Here is a 19,741-nt window from a genome sequence, read left to right on the forward strand (position 1 = left end):
CCGGGATGGCTGCCCGTCGCGCGGCAGGCGGTGACGCCTTATCCTCTGCACCCATCCCCTGCGCTGATGCCTTGCCTTGACCGTCGCCACGATGTCCCCGACCGATTCCTCCCGCGATGACGAACACTGGATGCGCCACGCATTGGCCCTGGCCGATCGTGCACAACGGGAGTTCGACGAGATCCCGGTGGGGGCGGTGCTGGTCGGTGCGGACGGCGAACTGCTGGGCGAGGGATGGAACCTCAACATCGCCAGCCATGACCCGAGCGCGCATGCCGAGATCGTGGCGATGCGCGCGGCGGGCAAGCGGCTGGGCAACCACCGGTTGATCGGCAGCACCCTGTACGTGACGCTGGAGCCCTGCGCGATGTGTGCGATGGCGCTGGTGCACGCGCGGATCGCGCGGCTGGTGTTCGCCGCCGCCGACCCCAAGACCGGCGCCTGCGGCAGCGTGTTCGACCTGGTGGGCGACCCGCGCCACAACCACCGCGTGCAGGTGCACGGCGGGGTGCTGGCAGCCGATGCCAGCCTGCGCCTGACCAATTACTTCCGGGCCAAGCGCGGCCGGCCATTGCTGGGGCCCGGCGAGCTTTGACGCGGCCGGCCGGTGGTGCCGGCGTATCATGTGTGCTTCGTATTCCGGCCAGCGCACCCGTCGCCGGCCCCCAGCAAGAGGCATGACATGGCGGACAACAGTGCAGGCAATGACCGGTTGATCTGGATTGACCTGGAGATGACCGGGCTCGACACGGACAACGATTCGATCATCGAGATCGCCACGGTGGTCACCGACGCACAGCTCAACGTGCTGGCCGAAGGGCCGGAGTTCGCCATCTCGCATCCGCTGGCCACGCTGGAGGCCATGGACGAGTGGAACCGCAACCAGCACCAGCGCTCGGGCCTGTGGCAGCGGGTGCTGGACAGCACCACCTCGCTCGGCCAGGCCGAGGCACAGACCATCGTGTTCCTGCAGGAGTGGATCAAGGCCGGTGCATCGCCGATGTGCGGCAATTCGATCTGCCAGGACCGTCGCTTCCTGCATCGCCAGATGCCGCGCCTGGAGCGCTACTTCCACTACCGCAACCTGGACGTGTCCACCCTCAAGGAGCTGGCCAAGCGCTGGGCGCCGACCGTGGCCGGCGGCGTGACCAAGACCTCCAGCCATACCGCACTGAGCGACGTGCACGACTCCATCGCCGAACTGCGCCACTACCGCCAGTTCATGGGGGCCTTGGCCGGCCTGCCGACCGCGGACTGAGGGCATGAACGAGCTGGCGCTGCGCGTGCAGGACCATCCGCAGGACATGGCCGACCTGCAACGCGCGGTGGCCCTGCTGGAGGCGCCGACCCTGACCGCGCGGATGGCCAACGTGGTCGGCGCGCCGCTGGAGTTCGCGGTGCGCAAACTGCCCAATGCAGTGTCCTCGCGCATCCAGAGCGTCACCGAGGCGGCCTTGTACAAGGCCGCGCAGGCAGCGCTGCTGACCATGGACCGCACGCAGCCAGGCAAGCGCGCCTCGCCACGGCTGCACAAGCTGGCGGCGGCCGCGTCCGGTGCCGTCGGAGGGGCGGGTGGCCTGATGACGCTGGCCATCGAGCTGCCGTTGTCGACGACCATCATCATGCGCGCGGTCGCCGACATCGCCCGTAGCGAAGGCTTCGACCTGAACGATTTCGCCACGCGCCAGGCATGCCTGGAGGTATTCGCGCTGGGCGGCAACAGTGGCAAGGACGATGCCAGCGAGACCGGCTACTACATGACCCGCGGCTTCACCACGGAGCTGATGCGGCATTTCTCGGCGGAGCTGGCCGGTAGCGCGGTCAAGGGTCACGGCCTGGGGTTGGGGATCGGGCCCAAGGAAGCCGGCAAGTGGCTGGCCAAGATCGTGGAGAAGGTCGCCGCACGGTTTGGCGTGGTGGTTTCGGAGAAGTTCGCCGCACAGGCCGTGCCGGTGATCGGCGCGGTGGCCGGCGCCACCTTGAACACCATGTTCGTGAGTTACTACCAGGACATGGCACGCGGCCATTTCATCGTCAGGCGGCTGGAGAAGACCTACGGCTTCGAGCCGGTGCGCCTGGCATACCAGTCGCTGGCGGGGCACATGCAGGGGTGAGCCGTGCCGGCAGGGCCGGGAATGTGTCCTGGCCTGCGTGCCCTCTTTCCTGCAGGGCGAAGGGAGGTGGGGAAGGGGCTTCGCATCTCTTCGCCCGTCCAAAACAAAACCCCGCCTTGGCGGGGTTTTGTTCATGCAACCAACCGCTGGATCAGCTGTTGGCCTTGAGCTTGGCCAGGCGCAGCCAGGTGTCGACCACGGTGTCCGGGTTCAGCGACACCGACTCGATGCCTTCCTGCATCAGCCATTCGGCCAGGTCCGGGTGGTCGGACGGGCCCTGGCCGCAGATGCCGACGTACTTGCCCTTGGCGCGCGCGGTCTTGATGGCCATCGACAGCAGCTTCTTGACCGCCGGGTTCCGCTCGTCGAACAGGTGCGCGACGATCGAGGAATCGCGGTCCAGGCCCAGGGTCAGCTGGGTCAGGTCGTTGGAGCCGATCGAGAAGCCGTCGAAGATCTCCAGGAACTCATCGGCCAGCAGCGCGTTGGACGGCACTTCGCACATCATGATGATCTTCAGGCCGTTCTCGCCCTGCTTCAGGCCATTGGCGGCGAGCACTTCCACCACCTTGCGACCTTCTTCCAGGGTGCGCACGAACGGGATCATCACCCACAGGTTCTCCAGGCCCATCTCGTTGCGCACGCGCAGCACGGCCTGGCATTCCAGCGCGAACGCCTTGGAGAACGACGGGTCGACGTAACGGCTGGCGCCGCGGAAGCCGATCATCGGGTTCTCTTCGTGCGGCTCGTAGTTGCTGCCGCCGATCAGGTTGGCGTACTCGTTGGACTTGAAGTCCGACAGGCGCACGATCACCGGGTTCGGCGCAACCGACGCGGTCAGGGTGGCGATGCCTTCGGCCAGGCGGTTGACGTAGAAGCTCACCGGGTCGTTGTAGCCGGCGATCTTCTCGTCGATCTTCTTCCGGGTATCGGCGTCCTGGCGGTCGTACTCCAGCAGCGCGTTCGGGTGAACGCCGATGTGGCTGGCGATGATCATTTCCAGGCGGGCCAGGCCGATGCCGGCGTTCGGCAGCTGGCCGAAGTCGAAGGCACGTTCCGGGTTGGCCACGTTCATCATGATCTTGAGCGGTGCCGGCGGCATGTTCTCAAGGTCGGTGGTGGTGCGCTCGAAGGCCAGCTTGCCGTTGTAGATGAAGCCGGTATCGCCTTCGGCGCAGCTGACGGTCACTTCCTGGCCGTCCTGGATCAACTGGGTGGCATTGCCGGAGCCGACCACTGCCGGCACGCCCAGCTCGCGCGCGATGATCGCGGCGTGGCAGGTGCGGCCACCACGGTTGGTGACGATGGCCGAGGCACGCTTCATCACCGGCTCCCAGTCGGGGTCGGTCATGTCGGCGATCAGCACGTCGCCGGGCTGCACGCGGGCCATGTCGTCCAGCGACTTCACCACGCGGGCGGTGCCGACGCCGATCTTGGCACCGACCGCACGGCCCTCGGCGATCACTTCACCCTTGCCCTGCAGCGCGTAGCGCTCCATCTGGGTGGCCTTGGCGCGCGACTTCACGGTCTCCGGGCGGGCCTGGACGATGAACAGCTTGCCGCTGACGCCGTCCTTGGCCCACTCGATGTCCATCGGGCGGCCGTAGTGCTTCTCGATGACCAGCGCCTGCTTGGACAGTTCCTGCACGTCCTCGTCGCTGATCGAGAAGGTGTTGCGCAGCGCGGCCGGGGTGTCCTCGATCTTGACGCGCTCGCCCGGGACGTCCGAATAGACCATGCGGATGGCCTTGGAGCCCAGCGAACGGCGCAGGATCGCCGGCTTGCCGGCCTGCAGGGTGGGTTTGTAGACGTAGAACTCGTCCGGGTTGACCGCGCCCTGCACGACCATCTCGCCCAGGCCGAAGGACGAGGTGACGAACACCACGTCGCGAAAGCCGGACTCGGTGTCCAGGGTGAACAGCACGCCGGAGGAACCCACGCCCGAGCGCACCATCAGCTGTACGCCGGCCGACAGGAACACGTCCTCGTGCTTGAAGCCGTGGTGGACGCGGTAGGCGATGGCGCGGTCGTTGTACAGCGAGGCGAACACTTCCTTGACCTTGTGCACGACGTCGTCGGCACCGGTCACGTTGAGGAAGGTTTCCTGCTGGCCGGCGAAGGAGGCATCGGGCAGGTCTTCGGCGGTGGCCGATGAGCGCACCGCCACGGCCACGTCGCCGCCGCCGTTGTCGGCGCTCAGCTTGGCGTAGGCATCGCGGATGTCGGTGTCCAGGGCCGGCTGCAGCGGGGCGTCGATCACCCAGGTGCGGATTTCCTTGCCGGCGGCGGTCAGCGCCGCGACGTCCTCCACGTCCAGCGTGGCCAGCTTGTCGAAGATGCGCTTGGACAGGTCGTTGTGGGCAATGAAGTCCTTGAAGGCTTCGGCGGTGGTGGCATAACCACCGGGGACGGACACCCCGAGACCGGCCAGATTGCCGATCATCTCGCCAAGCGAGGAATTCTTACCGCCTACGCGGGCCAGATCAGCCAGGCGCAGCTCATGCAACCACAGGATATTCTCGTTCAAGCGCGATGCTCCGTTAGGCCATCGCCCTAGCCGGGCTTGGATGGCCACGTCCGTAGGAAGAAGCCAATATGATGCAGTGCACACCGTACCCGCACAAGCTTGTGACAATACTTTGTCTTGTGCTTGTCTTTTCCGGGACAGGGTCCTGACCCCCACCCGGGGCAGGGTCGAAACTTACAGACGAAAGGAACGCGCATGTCGGCAATTCGGCCGGTTTTCTACGTTTCCGACGGTACCGGCATCACCGCCGAAACCGTGGGCCACAGCCTCCTCACCCAGTTCACCGGGTTCAGCTTTGTCACGGACCGGATGTCCTTTGTCGACGATGCGGACAAAGCCCATGACGCCGCAGCCCGGATCCGGGCCGCCGGGGAGCGCTACCAGGTGCGCCCGATCGTGGTCAGCTCCTGCGTGGATTCCAGCCTGGGGCTGATCCTGGAGGAGAGCGGGGCGCTGGTGCTGGACGTGTTCAAGCCGTTCATCGGCCCCCTGGAGCAGGAGCTGAACGCGACCCGCCATTCCAAGGTCGGCCAGGCGCACGGCATGGTCGATTTCGACACCTACCACCGCCGCATCAACGCGATGAACTTCGCGCTCAGCCATGACGATGGCATCGCGGTGAACTACGACGAGGCCGACGTGGTGCTGGTGGCGGTCTCGCGTGCCGGCAAGACCCCGACCTGCATCTACCTGGCGATGCACTACGGCATCCGCGCGGCCAACTACCCGCTGACCGAGGAAGACCTGGAGCAGGACCGCCTGCCGGCACGGCTGCGCCCATACCGCAACAAGCTGTTCGGCCTGACCATCGACCCGGAGCGCCTGCAGCAGATCCGCCAGGAGCGCCGCCCGAACTCGCGTTACGCCAGCGCCGAGGTCTGCAAGCGGGAAGTGTCCGCGGCCGAGACCATGTTCCGCATGGAGCGCATCCCGACCCTGAGCACCACGCATACCTCGATCGAGGAAATCTCCAGCAAGGTGTTGGCCACGCTGGGCCTGCAGCGCGAGATGTACTGACCGGCAGGCGCAGCCCCGGCCGCGAAGCCGGCGAAGGACAGGGCAGTGCGAATGAAGCACCCCTCCCCAACCCTCCCCTTGGCTCGGCCAAAGGGAGGGGGCGAAGACAGAAATGCCCCCGTGCCGGACATGGCTCGGCACTACCCCAGCATGCGCGCCAGTGCGTCCGATCCACAAGACTGCCTCTGACACATCGCGGCGTGTACGATCAGCCCATGGCACAAGCACTTTCCCGTATTGATCGCATCCCCCGGCTGAGCCGTCTGAGCTGGCTGATGGGCCTGTACGCGGAAAACCATGACCATCTGGTGCGGCTGTTCGCGCCGCAGGACCTGGCTGCGGGCAGCTACGTGTCCTGCATCGGCGACGGGCTGGACCTGCGCCTGGATGTCATCGAATGCCACCGCTACACGGTGGAGCTGCGCATGACCTACGACATCTGCGACCCATTGACCGGCGAGCCGGATCCGTCGGCCTATGTCCGCCTGTACCAGGATGCACGGCAGGCCGAGGCCACCCATTGCTACGTGGGCCGGCGCTGGCAGGACGTGGTCGGCATGTATCCGCCGGCCGATGCACTGATCAGCCATCGCATGCGCATGAACACCTTCCTTGGCAAGTGGCTGGAATACCTGGCCGAGCGCGGCCACGGCGTGGCCAAGCTGCGTCGCATCGAAGGTTCGCAGGCACCGCTGCGGGTTGCCGGCACGCGGGAGCACTGAGCCCGGCGGCGGGATCGGTCATACTTGGCGCTTTCCCGTTCCGGTTGTTGCTGATGCCGTACACCCCGATCATGGCCACGCTTGGCTACGTGTTGTCCGCCGACGGTAAGCAGGCGTTGATGATCCACCGCAATACCCGCCCCGGCGACATCCATCTGGGCAAGTACAACGGCCTGGGCGGAAAGATGGAGGCCGACGAGGACATCCTGGCCTGCATGCACCGCGAGATCCGCGAGGAGGCCGGCATCGAATGCGGCACCACACGCCTGCGCGGGACCCTCAGCTGGCCGGGTTTCGGCAAGAATGGCGAGGACTGGTTCGCCTTCATCTTCGTCATCGACGACTACACCGGCACGCCGCTGGAATCCAACCCCGAAGGCACGCTGGAGTGGGTGCCGGTGGACCAGCTGGAATCGCTGCCGCTGTGGGAGGGCGACCGCCATTTCCTGCCGCTGGTGTTCGACGAGGACACGCGTCCGTTCCATGGCGTGATGCCATACCGCGATGGCCGGATGCAGTCCTGGAGCTTCACCCGCCTGTAAGCGTCAGCCGCGCCGGGCCAGCAGCAGGTGGAACTGCTTGTCGACCCGGCTCCCCGCATTGCTGGTACCGGTTTCGGCGTGGGTCTGGTGCCTCCAGGTCGGGAAGCCACTGGCGTGCAGGGCGTGCTCGACCTGGGTCCGTTCGTACAGGTGGAAGCCGTGGGCAGTGAACGGCAGGGTGCGCATGAACGTGGCATCGCCGAAGGCCAGGCATAGCCGGCCTCCGGGGCGCAGCGCAGCGGCCAGTTGTGCCAGCACGCCGGGCAGGTCCGGCCAGAAGTACAGGGTGTTCACGGCCAGTGCGGCGTCGAAGCCGCCGTTACCCACGGCAAGCGCCTGCGCGTCACCGGTCTGCAGGCGCGCGCGGTCGGCCAGCCCCTGGTCGCGCAGGAGCCTGTTGCCGGCGTGGACCATCGCGCTGGACAGTTCGACGCCCAGATAGCGACTGCCGGGTGCGCTGAGCAGCAGTGGGGCGAAGGCTGCGTTGCCGGGGCCGATTTCCAGCACGTGTTCGTTGGCCTGGACCGCCAGCAATGCGATCGCGGTGCGGTTGAGCGCGCCGTTGCTGCGGTTCATCGACTCGGCCACGGCCAGCGCAGGCGCGCCATGGGGGTGCCGCAACTGGGCGGCCAGGGTGGGGGTGTCCAGCATCGTCGTCGTCCGTTCAAGCTTGGGCGGACGTGGCGGCGGCGGGTCCAGTGCCGATGATGGCGATCGCCGCTGCGTAAACGCAAGGTGGGTGGCCCGAGCCACGGCGCTGTCGCGGCCGTGGGTGCTCGCGGTAACCTGTCCGGGTCCATGTCCCGTGAGTCCCCATGAAACGTCACTTTTCGATGCTCCGCGAGTTCCAGTTGGCGGACTGGTTCACGCTTGGCAATGCCTTCTGCGGTACCGGCGCGGTGTTCGCCGCGATGCGTTTCCTGCAGGACGGCGAGCGTGGCTTCCTGATGTTCGGCATGGCGTTGATCCCGTTGGCGTTCATCTTCGATGCGCTGGATGGCCGGGTGGCGCGCTGGCGCCAGTCCTCGTCCACGCTGGGGCGGGAGCTGGATTCGTTGGCCGACGTGATCTCCTTCGGCGTGGCCCCGGCGGCGCTGGCCTATGCCTGCGGCATGCAGGGGGGCTGGGACTGGCTGGTGCTGAGTTACTTCGTCTGTTGCGGCGTCAGCCGCCTGGCCCGCTACAACGTGACGGCCGAAGAGATTGCCGGTGACGCCGACAAAGTGCCGTACTTCGAGGGCACCCCGATTCCGACCAGCCTGGCGCTGGTGATCGTGCTGGCGCTGGCGGCGCACTTCAATGCCATCGGCCCGGCGCTGTGGGGGGGCAGTTGGCAGTTGGGCCCGTGGCAGCTGCACCCGCTGGTGCTGCTGTTCGGCCTGTCCGGCTCGTTGATGATCAGCAAGACGCTGCGCATTCCCAAGCCCTGACATGGCGTGGTGCGGGCATTGATATCATCGCAGCGCAATCCGGGAACACGAGCATGAGCGCGTCAGGCAACAACGATAAGGGTGATTTCGAGGCTGGCATGCGCCGTTATTGGGAGGCATGGGCGCAGGGCATGAAGGGGGCCGCCGAAGGCAGTGCCGCCGAATTCCCGTGGCGCGAGAGCATCGAGCAATGGACCCGGCTGGTCACCACCGATACCCCGCCCGAAGTGCAGGAACTGGGCGGGCGTTTCCAGCACCAGGCCGGCGACTGGTTCGGCACCATGCATCAGATCGCGGCGCGGTTCGCCGGGCGCGACACCAGTGCGGCCGAGGTCGCCGGCGCCTGGCGCGAGGCCGTGCAAGGGCAGGGAGATGCGCTGTTGCAATGGATGCTGGGTGCGGCCCGTGGTGGCAACGCGCTCAACGACCAGCCCTGGGTGCGTGACTTCGCACGTGCCGCGCAGGGTGGGTTGGGAAGTGAATGGCTGGAGGCACCGGCGTTCGGTCCAGCACGCGAGCACCAGGCACGCTGGCAGGCATTGCTGAAGAAGCAACGCGAGTACCAGGCCCATGCCGAAACCTATGTCGATGCGATCCGCGCAGTGCTGGACGACGCCTTCAACCGCTTCGAGCAGAAGCTGGCCGAGCACGAGTCGCCCGGGGCGCAGCTGACCAGTGCGCGTGCCATGTTCGACCTGTGGATCGACGCGGCAGAGGAAGCCTACGGCAAGATGGCATTGTCCGAGGAGTTCCAGCGCATCTACGCCGACCTGGCCAATGCACAGATGCGCCTGCGTGCTGCCTCACAGATTGAGCTGGAACGCGCCTGCGAACTGATGGGCGTCCCGACCCGCACCGAGATGGACGCCGCACACCGGCGCATCGCCGAGCTCGAGCGCCAGGTGCGACGCCTGCTCAATGCGGCGGCCAGGCCTGTTCCGGACGCCGCGCCAAAGGCAGCGCCGCGACCTGCACCGAAGAAACCGGCGAAGACCACCGTAGCGCCGGTCGCAGCGAAGACGGCGGGCAGGAATGCCGCGGCGCCCGCGAGGAAGACGGCGGTCAAGCCTGCCGCGAAGAAAGCCGCCGCCAAGAAGGCTGCCGCCACCGGTAAGACCGCGGGCAAGTCCGCGGGCAAGCCGGCCGCGCGCCGCAGGAGGGCGCCATGAAGGGGCCGCTGGGCTTCGGCAGCGATGACCTGCTGCAGGAAACGCTGCAATGGCAGCGCAAGCTGGTCGATGGCCTGAAGCTGCTGCCGGGCGTGGACGATGTCGATTACGGCGTGACCGCGCGCGAGGAAGTATGGAGCGACGGCAAGGTCAGGCTGTACCGCTTCGTCGGCGACACGCCGGCGCCCGCCGGGCAGCCCCCGCTGCTGATCGTCTATGCGCTGGTCAACCGCCCTTACATGGTGGACCTGCAGGACGGCCGCTCGCTGGTGCAGAAGCTGCTGGCATTGGGCCAGGACGTCTACGTGCTGGACTGGGGCTACCCGGACCGCTCCGAGCGCTACCTGACCCTGGAGGACTATCTGCTGCGCTACATCGACGGCGCGGTGGACCACCTGCGCGCGCAGCAGCACGGCGCACCGGTCAACCTGCTGGGCATCTGCCAGGGCGGCGTGTTCTCGCTGTGTTACGGCGCGCTGCGCCCGCACAAGGTGCGCAACCTGATCACGATGGTGACGCCGGTCGACTTCCAGACGCCGGATAACATGCTCTCGCACTGGGCGCGCCACGTGGACGTGGACCTGTTCGTCGACACGCTGGGCAACATTCCGGCCGACCTGATGAATGCCAGCTACCTGATGCTCAAGCCGTTCCGCCTCAACGTGCAGAAGTACGTGGGGTTGATGGACATCCTGGACGACAAGCAGGCGCTGGAGGATTTCCTGCGCATGGAAAAGTGGATCTTCGATTCGCCCGACCTGGCCGGCGAGGCATTCCGCCAGTTCGTCAAGCAGTTCTACCAGGGCAACGGGCTGATGCACGACGCCATCACCATCGGTGACGAGCCGGTGCACCTGGCCGCATTGCGCATGCCGGTGTTGAACATCTATGCCGAACAGGACCATCTGGTGCCGCCAGCGGCATCCCGGGCCATGCGCGGGAAGGTGGGCAGCGACGACTACACCGAGGTCGGGTTCCGCGGTGGTCATATCGGTATCTACGTGTCCGGCCGCGCGCAGCGCGAGGTACCGGGCGCCATCCACGATTGGTTGAGCAAACGCTGATGAAACATCGCATCGTTCTTCTGGCCGGCCTGGCCCTGGCCGCGCTTTCGTCCGTGGCCACCGCCGCGCCCAGTGCTGCCGCACAGCGCGAGATCAGCGGCCTGATGCAGGCGCTGGAGCGTTCGGGTTGCCGTTTCCAGCGCAATGGCAGCTGGCACGACGCGGCCGAGGCGAAGTCCCACCTGCAACGCAAGTACGACTACCTGCTCAAGCGCAACCTGGCCGATACGCCCGAGCAGTTCATCGAGCGTGCGGCCAGCCGCAGCAGCATCAGCGGCCGTGCCTATCGGGTGGCCTGCCCGGGGGCGGCCGAACAGGATGCCTCGGCCTGGTTCCAGCAGCAGTTGCGCGGCCTGCGCGCGGCGGGCAGATAGCCGCACCGATGGCCAGGCAGGTGCCCGGGCAGCTCCGTCCGGCCCCGTCGTGGGGCGTGACCGCACTGCAGGTGCTGGGGGCGATCTGGACCTCGCCCAACACGCTGATCGGGCTGCTGGCGGGAATGGCCGGCATGGCCGCCGGCGCGCGCGGGCGTTGGAGCGGTCGCGAACGTGCGCTGGTGTTCCGGCACTGGCCATGGGGGCCGGGTGGCGCGATCACGCTGGGCATGGTGATCCTGCATACCGGCCCCGACCTGGATGGCCTGTGCCTGACCTACGAGCATCGAGCGGGGCGGTGCGAACACCCGCGCGTGCGCCTGGGCGATCATGAACGCGCCCACGTCTACCAGTACATGGTGCTGGGTCCGTTGTTCCTGCCGGTGTACCTGGCCTGTGGCGGGGTGAGCGTGCGCAATCCCTTCGAGCGTGCGGCTGACCGCTATGCGATGCAGGGCCGCGGATGGTGGCCCTGACTGCGCGCTGTCTTCGTGTCGCAACGCAGCAGTCATGCACCGCGAACCTTTTGTGTACATCCTTCTAACGCCCACCCGCGTACCGTGGCGGCGTTGCAGAATTACGAGGAGTACCAACCACCATGGCAGTTGTTCTTTATATCGGTGGCAGCAAGGACGGTGACAAGGGCGTGCTGCCCTATGGTTTCAGCAAGACCCGCGCGGACACGGAGAACGGCCCGGAGGTCTACGTGGAGCGGATGTTGGATGTGACCGGCCGGGGCCGGATGCGGGTCATGGTGCTGGAGGACCTGCGCGATGACATCGCCAGCCAGCGGCTGAACCAGCACCTGGCCTGAGCTTTCCGAACGACGCGCCGGGCTGCATGCCCGGCGCTTGCTGTCAACCGCTTCCGCAGGCGGCGTTGCGTTGCCAGAATGCCGGTTCCCCTTGAACGTGGCGCTCACACAGGCAATGCAGGATTCCAAGCTCGCGCAGCAGATCGCGCAGACCATCGCCACCGAGATCGGTGCGCAGACCGCGCAGGCCAAGGCCGCCATCGCCCTGCTGGACGAAGGCGCCAGCGTCCCGTTCATTGCCCGCTACCGCAAGGAAGTCACCGGTGGGCTGGATGACACCCAGTTGCGCAATCTCGAAGTGCGGCTGACCTACCTGCGTGAGCTGGAAGACCGCCGCGCTGCGGTGCTGGCCAGCATCGGCGAGCAGGGCAAGCTGAGCGACGAATTGCGCAACGACATCCTCGCCGCCGATACCAAGAGCCGGCTGGAAGACCTGTACCTGCCGTACAAGCCCAAGCGCAGGACCAAGGCGCAGATCGCCCGCGAAGCCGGGCTGGAACCGTTGGCCGACGGCCTGCTCGGCGACCCGTCGCGGGACCCGCAGGCGTTTGCTGCCGGGTTCATCGACGCCGACAAGGGCGTGGCCGATGCGAAGGCGGCGCTGGAAGGTGCCCGCGCGATCCTGATGGAGCGCTGGGGCGAGGACGCCGCGCTGGTCGGCGAGCTGCGCCAGTGGCTGGGCGAGAACGGCGTGATCCGCGCACGGGTGGCCGAAGGCAAGGAGAACGAAGGCGCCAAGTACCGCGACTACTTCGACCATGCCGAATCGCTGGCGAAGATCCCTTCGCATCGCCTGCTGGCGTTGTTCCGCGCCCGCCGCGAGGAAATCCTGTATCTGGAGCTGGACCCCGGCAGCGAGGCCGAGGCTGGCCACCAGTACGCCGAAGGGCGCGTGGCGCGCAAGGCCGGCATCGCCGACAAGGGCCGCCTGGCGGACCGCTGGTTGCTCGATGCCTGCCGTCTGGCCTGGCGCGCCAAACTGCACATGCACCTGCTGCTGGACCTGTTCAACCAGGCCCGCGAGAAGGCCGAAGCCGAGGCGATCGCCGTGTTCGGTGACAACCTCAAGGACTTGCTGCTGGCCGCGCCGGCCGGGCCGAAGACGGTGCTGGGGCTGGACCCGGGCATCCGCACCGGCTGCAAGGTCGCGGTGGTCGACGCCACCGGCAAGCTGGTGGCCACCGACACCATCTACCCGCACGAGCCACGTCGCCAGTGGGAACAGTCGCTGCAGGCGCTCAAGCAGCTGTGCAGCAAGTACAACGTCGAGCTGATCGCCATCGGCAACGGCACCGCCAGCCGCGAAACCGACAAGCTGGCCGGTGAGGTGATCAAGGCCTGCAACAATCCGAAGCTGCAGAAGGTCGTGGTCAGCGAGGCAGGTGCTTCGGTGTACTCGGCCTCGGAGTTCGCGGCCAGGGAGTTCCCGAGCCTGGACGTCTCGCTGCGCGGCGCGGTGTCCATCGCGCGTCGCCTGCAGGACCCGCTGGCCGAGCTGGTAAAGATTGAGCCCAAGGCGATCGGCGTGGGCCAGTACCAGCATGACGTGGACCAGTTCCGCCTGGCCAAGGCGCTCGATGCGCGCGTGGAGGACTGCGTGAATGCCGTCGGTGTGTTCGTCAACACTGCCTCGGCGGCACTGCTGTCGCGCGTGTCGGGCCTGTCCTCGACGGTGGCGGAGAATATCGTGCGCCACCGCGACGAGAACGGCCCGTTCAAGCGCCGCAAGGAGCTGCTGAAGGTGCCGCGGCTGGGTGACAAGACGTTCGAGCAGTGTGCGGGCTTCCTGCGCATCGCCGACGGTGACGAGCCGTTGGATGCCTCGGCCGTGCACCCGGAGGCCTATCCGGTGGTTGAGCGCATCGTGGCCGCGGCCGATCGCCCGATCAAGGCGCTACTGGGCGACGGCAGCTACCTGCGGGGGCTCAAGGCCGAGCAATTCACCGATGAAAAGTTCGGCGTGCCGACCGTGCGGGACATCCTCAAGGAAATGGAAAAGCCCGGCCGCGACCCGCGCCCCGAGTTCAAGGCGGCGCGCTTCGCCGAAGGCGTGGAGGACATCAAGGACCTGCGTGAAGGCATGGTCCTGGAGGGCGTGGTTAGCAACGTGGCCGCCTTCGGCGCGTTCGTCGACATCGGCGTGCACCAGGATGGCCTGATCCACATCTCCGCCTTGTCGGATACTTTCGTCAAGGACCCGCGCGACGTGGTCAAGGCCGGTGACATCGTCAAGGTCAAGGTGCTGGAGGTGGACGTGCCGCGCAAGCGCATCGCTTTGACCCGTCGCCTGGACGACGCACCGGCGCCGAAGAAGTCCGAGCGCGAGGAGCGCGGCGCAGGGCAGGGCATGGCGCCGCGTCGTGATGGCGGCAATGGCGGCCGCGGTGCACGTCCGGGAGGCAATGGCAACCCGCGCCCGGCGCAATCGGCGCCGCCGATCAACAACGCCCTGGCCGAGGCCTTTGCCAAGGCCCGCAAGGGCTGAAGCGAGGCGGAGCATGCCTTCTCCCGGGTAACGGGAGGAGGCGGGCGAGCGGAAGGAGTCCGGGCGTCATCAGCGCCTGCGGCGGCTCAGGCCGGCGCCAGCGCCCTGCGCAATGCGGCGCCGAGATCTGCGCCGGTATAGGGCTTGCGCAGCTTGATTCCCGCGTTGAACACGGCCGGCAACTGGCTGATATCCATGCCCGTCGCGACCAGGAAGGGCGTGCCCAGTGCGACCAGCCGTTCGGCCACCGGGGTGCTGTTCTCGTTGCGGGCCAGCCAGTAGTCGAGGAACACGACCTGCGGCTGCAGCTCCTCGACCAGGCGCAGGGCATCGGCCACGGACGGGGCCACGCCGGCCACGTGCATGCCTTCACCTTCCAGCTGCAGCTGCAGCAGCATGGCATTCAGCTCGTCGTTCTCGACGACGAGCACCTGCACGTCCTGAAGCGAGGTCATCGCTTGTCTGTACCCTTGATCAGTCAGTCGAAACAAGTATAGCCAGTCGGCGAAACACCCATTACACAAAATTTGTGCCGCAGAGGCTGCCCAATCGCCGAGGCGTCCGCTATACTCCCGCTCCGGCCAGCCGAAGTGGCGGAATCGGTAGACGCAGCGGATTCAAAATCCGCCGCCCTTAAAAGCGTGTGGGTTCGAGTCCCACCTTCGGCACCAATTGAAAACAGGCACTTAGGTGCCTTTTTCTTTGCCTGCGATTTGGGTCGGCTGCTCCGCAATATAGGAGCAGCTCCGCAATCTCATTTGGTCGGGGTCACCTTGTCGCCCTTGCGCTTCCGGGTGTGGTGCTCGGTCATTGAGGCTGTGGTGTGCCCGAACTGCCTCTGAGTCTGCCGGATATGGCCGTATCGCCGGCCGCGGTGATCCTTGCGGGCATCAAGGTCGCTTACGGCCGACGTGCGGCGCAGCACTTCGGGATCGGCGCGGAGCCGGCCGTAGAGCCCGAGGGGCCGACGTCGCCGTGACGCAGAGCGATGCTTGGTTCAACGGAGGAGGCCGCTATCGACCAGTAGCGGACGGTTAACTCCGGCATTAAGCCGACCTGCGGAGCGGCTTCGGCTTGAATGAATTGTTAGGCCTCATGGCTGGGAATCTCCGACAGCCGATGCACTCCCCCTGCATCTGCCAACGCGAAGTACCCAAGAGCAGAACTGTGGGCGATTGTGCCATTGAACAGCAGGGCATCGCGTTGACCGGATGGGCCTAGCTCCTCTTGGACAAAGGTGAAGCGCGAACCTAAAGCCGACTCAGGTGTTTTGCCCAAGGCTCGAAGGTCATCAAGCGTGCCTTGTACCAGAGAGAAAGAGCGCTCTGCGAGCTGGGAGTTGTCATCAAAGTAGAGACGCGGATGCGCGGTCTTGATCTGCATGAGGCCTAACTCCGGAATTATGCCGACCCGCGCAGCGGGTTCGGCTTGAGCGGACTGTCAGGGGCCAGCAGCACCGTGCGGCCCCGATGATTTGCCTACCCAGCCAGCCTCAACAACATCGACGGCAGATAGTATCTGCTGTGCAAACGAACGGGCCTGAGCCACGTCGAACTCCACTGGGCCCTCGTTAGGCATTGCCACGACCTTGATGAAGATGACGCCCTCATCTTGGCGCGGCACGCACGTTACCGTCTCTTGGTACTTCTGCTCTGGAGCGTCTGTCATAGCAATCCTGCGCCTAACTACCTAATGGACGGACACGTGGATCCGGTTATACGACTTGCCCACAAGGCACCGTTTTGGTGGGCTTTCGCCTTGATAAAGCGCGATGCTAGGGCCGCTAGGTCCGACCAACAAGCCGAGGTATGGCCGGGCCTGGCGCTAGGCTCGGTTGCCGCATCAATGTCCGCTATGGGGCGCGCAGGGTCCAGAAGCCAAAGTTGGCCGCTCACGGCACTTTGGCTTTCGCTTGGCGGCGTCGGCTGGCCCCTTGGGGCGTGCACTCAACTACGGTCAACGATTTTTGTGATTTGTCCGTTGCCGAATGAGAATTCCGATTTTCCCTGAAGGTCAAGAACAGTACCGGCGAGCGGGCCGTTAGGAATGTCTGCGGCCAGCGTTCCACGGTACGCAATGGTTGCGATGGCGGAGTCATGGCCGAACTCCAAGCCCGTTATGCGTTGCTCGCGCTCAGAGAACAATAACTTGGACTGCTCCGCGAGCTGTCTGAACTCAGCAGCTCCGGTTGTTGCCGCCGTGAGTTGGTCGCCCGAGTAGTTCTCGAAGCGAACATCCTGGGAAAGAAGCGACAGCATTCCATCAACGTCGAACGCGTTGTAGGAAGCCAAGTAGTGGGCAATGAGGTGCTTCATGCTTTGAGGGTTCATGATCTCTCCATGCAGGCCTAGCTGCCAAACAGATGAACTCAGAGGGCCGGGTACACGACCATCCGAGAGGTACCGCATCACGCGCGTTTCCCTGAGAACAACTTGATCTTAGGGCCGGCGAGTTCAGCCAACAAGCCAGCGCATGACGCAAGCTGGCGGCAAACGTTGTCCTCGCTCCAAACTCGCGCCGATAGACATGCTCCGGAATGCTGGTCGCGCACAAAAACCAGGACCATTCAGAACGCCGTCCACACCGAAATCTGCCCACGCTCGCATGAGGTCGCTCCCTGACGCCAAGGTCGTTTTCGGCAGGCGGGCGGCGCAGTACATCGGGATCGGCGTGGAGCCGGGGCTCATCCCCGAGCCCAAACCGGATCCTGTTCCCGAATGGGCGCATTCAGGCCTCGCAATGAAATGAGTGTCTGCAGATGTGCGCTCCTCGGTCAGGCAATTGAGGGCGTTCGCCAGCTGGCCTACCATCTCACGAGTACCCAGAGTGGTACCGGAATGAATGTGTGGATTTCTGGAGGCGTCTGTGACGAAGTTGAAAGCAAGGAAGCAGCCTCAGTTGCTGCTCGATACGGGTGACGTCATCAAAACGCACCCGCGTGATGGATATTGGGGGGCGGCGGTCGTACTGCAGGTATCCGCAGAGGACGGGATGTTCGCCATGTCGTGCCATATTGGCATAACCCCCATCGTGTTCCGGCACGATTATGCGTTCGCGGAGTTGGATGCATCCAATCTATCGATACTCGAATTTCACCGGGGCATCCGCGGTGAACCCTTCGAGTATGGACAGCGTCGTGAAGTCTGCATTGGCATCTATAAGCGCAAGGTCACAACCGATCTATCCGTGCTTGGACGTGTGGACAGTGCGTGTATCAGAACGCCACCACTGCCGTTCCAGATCGGGAATGGCTCCGATGGGGGATGGCCTCTATGCAGGCTGGGAGGCGCCTTCGGGAGCGAGGCCATTGATGAATGGCGTCGCGTCCATGACCGCGTGAGGTATCTTGACGAAGGGGAGACGGCCGCTCTTTCGCATGAAGCCATGCTTCAGAACTTTCCCAAGAATCAGGCATAGGGCGCTCGTTTCGATGGTCAAGAAGAGCGATGGCGCCCAGCTCAGGATGGACGACCATCAGATGCTGCGCGCACGGGTGCGGACCGGTTGCAACCGTCAGTCAAGTGCTGCCGGCGTACGTCAGGCAGTGGACGGTGACATGGAACTTCTCGTTGCCCGGCATCCGACCGTTGGCGATGCCTGATTCTACGAATCCCACGGATTTGTAGAATGCCAATGCGGCCTCATTCCCGGACAGGACCTCGATGGAAAGTCCGTTCGGTCGTTCCAGCAGCGTCGCCTTCGTCAAAAGTTTTCCGACGCCGGAGCGGTAGGATCCCGGGTCTACGTACAGCCATGCGAGTTCGTCCTCACTGAAGGCGACGAAGCCCAGAACAGTGCCGTTCCTCTCGGCGACAAGGATGTCATAGTCAAAGAGGCCTTCTTTTTCGGCGGCGATCTCCAGGGGAATGAATGCATCCTGCAGGCCCGCTTCGCGCAACTCATCCATGCGGGCCAGGTCATGAATCGCGCAGAGGCGGGGCCAATCGGCATTCTGGTAGGGACGAATGTTCATGCGATGCCTGCGTCTGATTGCCCGCTCGTTGTGCTGGGCTGCATGCGGATTGTAGCCATGGTGGTTGGTGGGCTGAGGGCTGGGGCCCCGGTCTGGTTGATTCCCGGTCCCCGATAATCTCCACGTGTTCCACGACATCCTTGATGGCACGCAGCCCCGTTCTACGAGTACGAAGTTGCTGCTTGAGGGCCTGACTTTTTCTGATTGCGATGGTGCCGCCTGCGCGGGCGATTTGCGGGTGCGCCTGGCCATCATCTGGCTTCGATTGACGTCGCGCCCACGCTCAAGCAGGCCGGTTGGCGCAAATGTGCGCCGCGAAACAGAATGGTCGTTACATCGCGTCCTATGCTCTGTCTGCCTGAACGATCAGGCCTACAAGGAGAGTGGCATGAAGAAGTGGATCAAGCGCGTCGTCGCCTGTGGCTTCCTGTCGATGGCCGTTTTCGGGGGAGTGGCCTCCGCGTCCTGGTGTGGCACGGGCTGTCTCAACAGCTACAACGCCTGCATTGCCCGTGGCACCGCGCAGGACAAGTGCGAGGCCATCTATGAAAGCTGCCTGGAACTGATGTGCCCGAACGGTTGATGCGGTCCCAAGGCATTGCTTGAAGACGCCGCCGGCTTACGTGCCGGCGGCGTTCTTGCGAGGGGTCCTGCTTCGAAGCGAAGGGGGGAGCGCCGTCAGTGCGAGCGCTGCTTGATCCGGGTGAGGGATTGGACCATGCCTTCCTTGGTGACCATGCACAGGAAACGACCATCGGGATAGTCCAGGATGAGCTCGTCCAGGGTGTCGTTGACCGGGACACGGGTGACCAGGGCACCGTCGGCGTTCGCTCGCATGTTGCAGGCGCCCAGCTGGACGCCGCCATTCGCGCTGGCGTGGTGCGGCGCGTGGCCCTCGGAAGAATTGTTGCGGAACACGGCGCGGCAGCCGTCCTTGACCCAGATCGAGTGGCGGTTGAGGCCCCAGCTTTGGCCTTCGACGCAGGCGCTGTGGCTCAGTTGGCGTACCAGCTCCACGTTGCCGCGGGTATCCATGTCGCACTCCTGCTGCTCGCTGCCGCGTGATTCGCAGGTGACTTCCCCGGGCAGTCCGCTGGACGTGGCGGGCCCGTTTGCCGCGGGGGCGGGCCCGGTTCCGGCGACGATCTGCCTGGCGACGACGCAAACGCCATTTGCACCCCCGCGCCCCGTGTAGGAGAGGTCCACGCCGCCGTCCGGCTTGCGGCTGAGTGACAGGGTCACGCCGCTCTGGCTGTCGAAGGCCTCGTAATAGTTCTCGTTGAATTGCTTGAGCTTGGTCTCACGACCGTTCACGTAGATCGGGCCACCTTCGTCCGCGTGGACTTCAAGGTCACCCGGGCAGAGGGCGTTGGTCAGCGGAATAGCCGCCTGGACAGCTGCGGCGTGGCCCAGCAGTCCGGCAAGCGCCAAGGTCGGGAGAGCGAGTGAGCGCAGCATGGGCGGAGTTCCTGCAGGTGGTTTGTGCGGAAATCCTATAGCAGGTTGGGGT

Annotated in this window: 22 protein-coding genes, 1 tRNA gene and 1 pseudogene; 16 read left to right on the forward strand and 8 right to left on the reverse strand. The window is 65.3% G+C overall.

The features are described 5' to 3' along the window. Positions 1-76: 76 nt before the first annotated feature. From tadA to IB227_RS17675, 3 genes are all read left to right on the forward strand, one after another. The gene (gene tadA, locus IB227_RS17665; RefSeq protein ID WP_192288466.1) at positions 77-595 is read left to right on the forward strand and encodes a tRNA adenosine(34) deaminase TadA; all 519 of its coding nucleotides are present in this window, start codon (positions 77-79) and stop codon (positions 593-595) included. A gap of 87 nt (positions 596-682) precedes the next feature. Then, a complete protein-coding gene (orn, locus tag IB227_RS17670) occupies positions 683-1,258 on the forward strand; it encodes an oligoribonuclease (protein WP_132864136.1) in 576 nt (191 codons plus the stop codon). Between the two features lie 4 nt (positions 1,259-1,262). Beyond that, positions 1,263-2,114 carry an EcsC family protein gene (locus IB227_RS17675; protein WP_192288467.1) on the forward strand — a complete coding sequence of 284 codons (852 nt, stop codon included), beginning with the start codon at positions 1,263-1,265 and terminating at the stop codon, positions 2,112-2,114. Between the two features lie 151 nt (positions 2,115-2,265). Here IB227_RS17675 and ppsA read toward each other — a convergent pair whose 3' ends face one another. Then, positions 2,266-4,641 carry a phosphoenolpyruvate synthase gene (ppsA, locus tag IB227_RS17680; protein ID WP_192288468.1) on the reverse strand — a complete coding sequence of 792 codons (2,376 nt, stop codon included), beginning with the start codon at positions 4,639-4,641 and terminating at the stop codon, positions 2,266-2,268. Between the two features lie 195 nt (positions 4,642-4,836). Between ppsA and IB227_RS17685 the strand changes: the two genes are divergently transcribed. From IB227_RS17685 to IB227_RS17695, 3 genes are all read left to right on the forward strand, one after another. Then, complete coding sequence (locus IB227_RS17685) at positions 4,837-5,658, forward strand: pyruvate, water dikinase regulatory protein (protein WP_132864133.1); 822 nt, start codon at positions 4,837-4,839, stop codon at positions 5,656-5,658. A 215-nt stretch (positions 5,659-5,873) separates the two neighbouring features. Next, complete coding sequence (locus IB227_RS17690) at positions 5,874-6,380, forward strand: DUF1249 domain-containing protein (protein WP_192288469.1); 507 nt, start codon at positions 5,874-5,876, stop codon at positions 6,378-6,380. A gap of 53 nt (positions 6,381-6,433) precedes the next feature. Next, a complete protein-coding gene (locus IB227_RS17695) occupies positions 6,434-6,922 on the forward strand; it encodes an 8-oxo-dGTP diphosphatase (RefSeq protein ID WP_192288470.1) in 489 nt (162 codons plus the stop codon). A 3-nt stretch (positions 6,923-6,925) separates the two neighbouring features. Here IB227_RS17695 and IB227_RS17700 read toward each other — a convergent pair whose 3' ends face one another. Further along, positions 6,926-7,573: a class I SAM-dependent methyltransferase gene (locus IB227_RS17700; RefSeq protein WP_192288471.1), complete on the reverse strand. Its 648-nt coding sequence runs from the start codon at positions 7,571-7,573 to the stop codon at positions 6,926-6,928. A 164-nt stretch (positions 7,574-7,737) separates the two neighbouring features. Here IB227_RS17700 and IB227_RS17705 point away from each other — a divergent pair, with 164 nt between their 5' ends. The 7 genes from IB227_RS17705 to IB227_RS17735 all read left to right on the forward strand — a co-directional run bounded on the left by IB227_RS17705 (position 7,738) and on the right by IB227_RS17735 (position 14,258). After that, complete coding sequence (locus IB227_RS17705) at positions 7,738-8,352, forward strand: phosphatidylcholine/phosphatidylserine synthase (protein WP_192288472.1); 615 nt, start codon at positions 7,738-7,740, stop codon at positions 8,350-8,352. 53 nt (positions 8,353-8,405) lie between these two features. Next, complete coding sequence (gene phaE, locus IB227_RS17710; RefSeq protein ID WP_192288473.1) at positions 8,406-9,521, forward strand: class III poly(R)-hydroxyalkanoic acid synthase subunit PhaE; 1,116 nt, start codon at positions 8,406-8,408, stop codon at positions 9,519-9,521. Then, entirely contained in the window at positions 9,518-10,585 is a 1,068-nt protein-coding gene (gene phaC / locus IB227_RS17715; RefSeq protein ID WP_192288474.1) for a class III poly(R)-hydroxyalkanoic acid synthase subunit PhaC, read from the forward strand. Before phaE ends, phaC begins: the two co-directional genes overlap by 4 nt. Next, positions 10,585-10,959 (forward strand): DUF5329 domain-containing protein, encoded by a 375-nt coding sequence (locus tag IB227_RS17720; RefSeq protein ID WP_192288475.1) that lies wholly within the window; start codon positions 10,585-10,587, stop codon positions 10,957-10,959. The genes phaC and IB227_RS17720 overlap by 1 nt, the downstream gene beginning before the upstream one ends. An 8-nt stretch (positions 10,960-10,967) precedes the next feature. Beyond that, positions 10,968-11,435, forward strand: coding sequence for a hypothetical protein (locus IB227_RS17725; RefSeq protein ID WP_192288476.1), 468 nt, complete (start codon positions 10,968-10,970; stop codon positions 11,433-11,435). Positions 11,436-11,557: 122 nt separating this feature from the next. Continuing rightward, on the forward strand, positions 11,558-11,773 hold the full coding sequence (locus IB227_RS17730; RefSeq protein WP_132864124.1) for a hypothetical protein: 216 nt from the start codon (positions 11,558-11,560) through the stop codon (positions 11,771-11,773). Between the two features lie 115 nt (positions 11,774-11,888). Then, on the forward strand, positions 11,889-14,258 hold the full coding sequence (locus tag IB227_RS17735) for a Tex family protein (RefSeq protein WP_192288508.1): 2,370 nt from the start codon (positions 11,889-11,891) through the stop codon (positions 14,256-14,258). A gap of 86 nt (positions 14,259-14,344) precedes the next feature. On the opposite strand, the gene IB227_RS17740 is transcribed toward IB227_RS17735, so the two are convergent. Then, positions 14,345-14,713, reverse strand: coding sequence for a response regulator (locus IB227_RS17740; protein WP_132864122.1), 369 nt, complete (start codon positions 14,711-14,713; stop codon positions 14,345-14,347). Positions 14,714-14,842: 129 nt separating this feature from the next. Here IB227_RS17740 and IB227_RS17745 point away from each other — a divergent pair. Then, positions 14,843-14,929: transfer RNA gene (locus tag IB227_RS17745), tRNA-Leu, on the forward strand. Between the two features lie 83 nt (positions 14,930-15,012). On the opposite strand, the pseudogene IB227_RS18665 reads toward IB227_RS17745, so the two are convergent. The 3 genes and pseudogenes from IB227_RS18665 to IB227_RS17755 form a co-directional block, all read right to left on the reverse strand. Continuing rightward, positions 15,013-15,117, reverse strand: a pseudogene (locus IB227_RS18665) (integrase); the annotation flags it as partial. A gap of 227 nt (positions 15,118-15,344) precedes the next feature. Further along, entirely contained in the window at positions 15,345-15,641 is a 297-nt protein-coding gene (locus tag IB227_RS17750) for a hypothetical protein (RefSeq protein ID WP_192288477.1), read from the reverse strand. 563 nt (positions 15,642-16,204) lie between these two features. Beyond that, entirely contained in the window at positions 16,205-16,588 is a 384-nt protein-coding gene (locus IB227_RS17755) for a nuclear transport factor 2 family protein (protein ID WP_192288478.1), read from the reverse strand. A 535-nt stretch (positions 16,589-17,123) separates the two neighbouring features. On the opposite strand from IB227_RS17755, the gene IB227_RS17760 reads away from it, so the two are divergent. Next, on the forward strand, positions 17,124-17,675 hold the full coding sequence (locus IB227_RS17760) for a hypothetical protein (RefSeq protein ID WP_192288479.1): 552 nt from the start codon (positions 17,124-17,126) through the stop codon (positions 17,673-17,675). A gap of 100 nt (positions 17,676-17,775) precedes the next feature. Here IB227_RS17760 and IB227_RS17765 read toward each other — a convergent pair whose 3' ends face one another. Beyond that, positions 17,776-18,231 (reverse strand): GNAT family N-acetyltransferase, encoded by a 456-nt coding sequence (locus IB227_RS17765; RefSeq protein WP_192288480.1) that lies wholly within the window; start codon positions 18,229-18,231, stop codon positions 17,776-17,778. Positions 18,232-18,619: 388 nt separating this feature from the next. On the opposite strand from IB227_RS17765, the gene IB227_RS17770 reads away from it, so the two are divergent. Next, entirely contained in the window at positions 18,620-18,814 is a 195-nt protein-coding gene (locus tag IB227_RS17770) for a hypothetical protein (protein WP_192288481.1), read from the forward strand. A gap of 95 nt (positions 18,815-18,909) precedes the next feature. Here IB227_RS17770 and IB227_RS17775 read toward each other — a convergent pair whose 3' ends face one another. Then, the gene (locus tag IB227_RS17775) at positions 18,910-19,689 is read right to left on the reverse strand and encodes a DUF3011 domain-containing protein (protein WP_192288482.1); all 780 of its coding nucleotides are present in this window, start codon (positions 19,687-19,689) and stop codon (positions 18,910-18,912) included. Positions 19,690-19,741: the final 52 nt, after the last annotated feature.

The organism is Stenotrophomonas sp. STM01 (genome assembly GCF_014852135.1).
GTDB classification, from domain to species: Bacteria; Pseudomonadota; Gammaproteobacteria; order Xanthomonadales; family Xanthomonadaceae; genus Stenotrophomonas; species Stenotrophomonas capsici.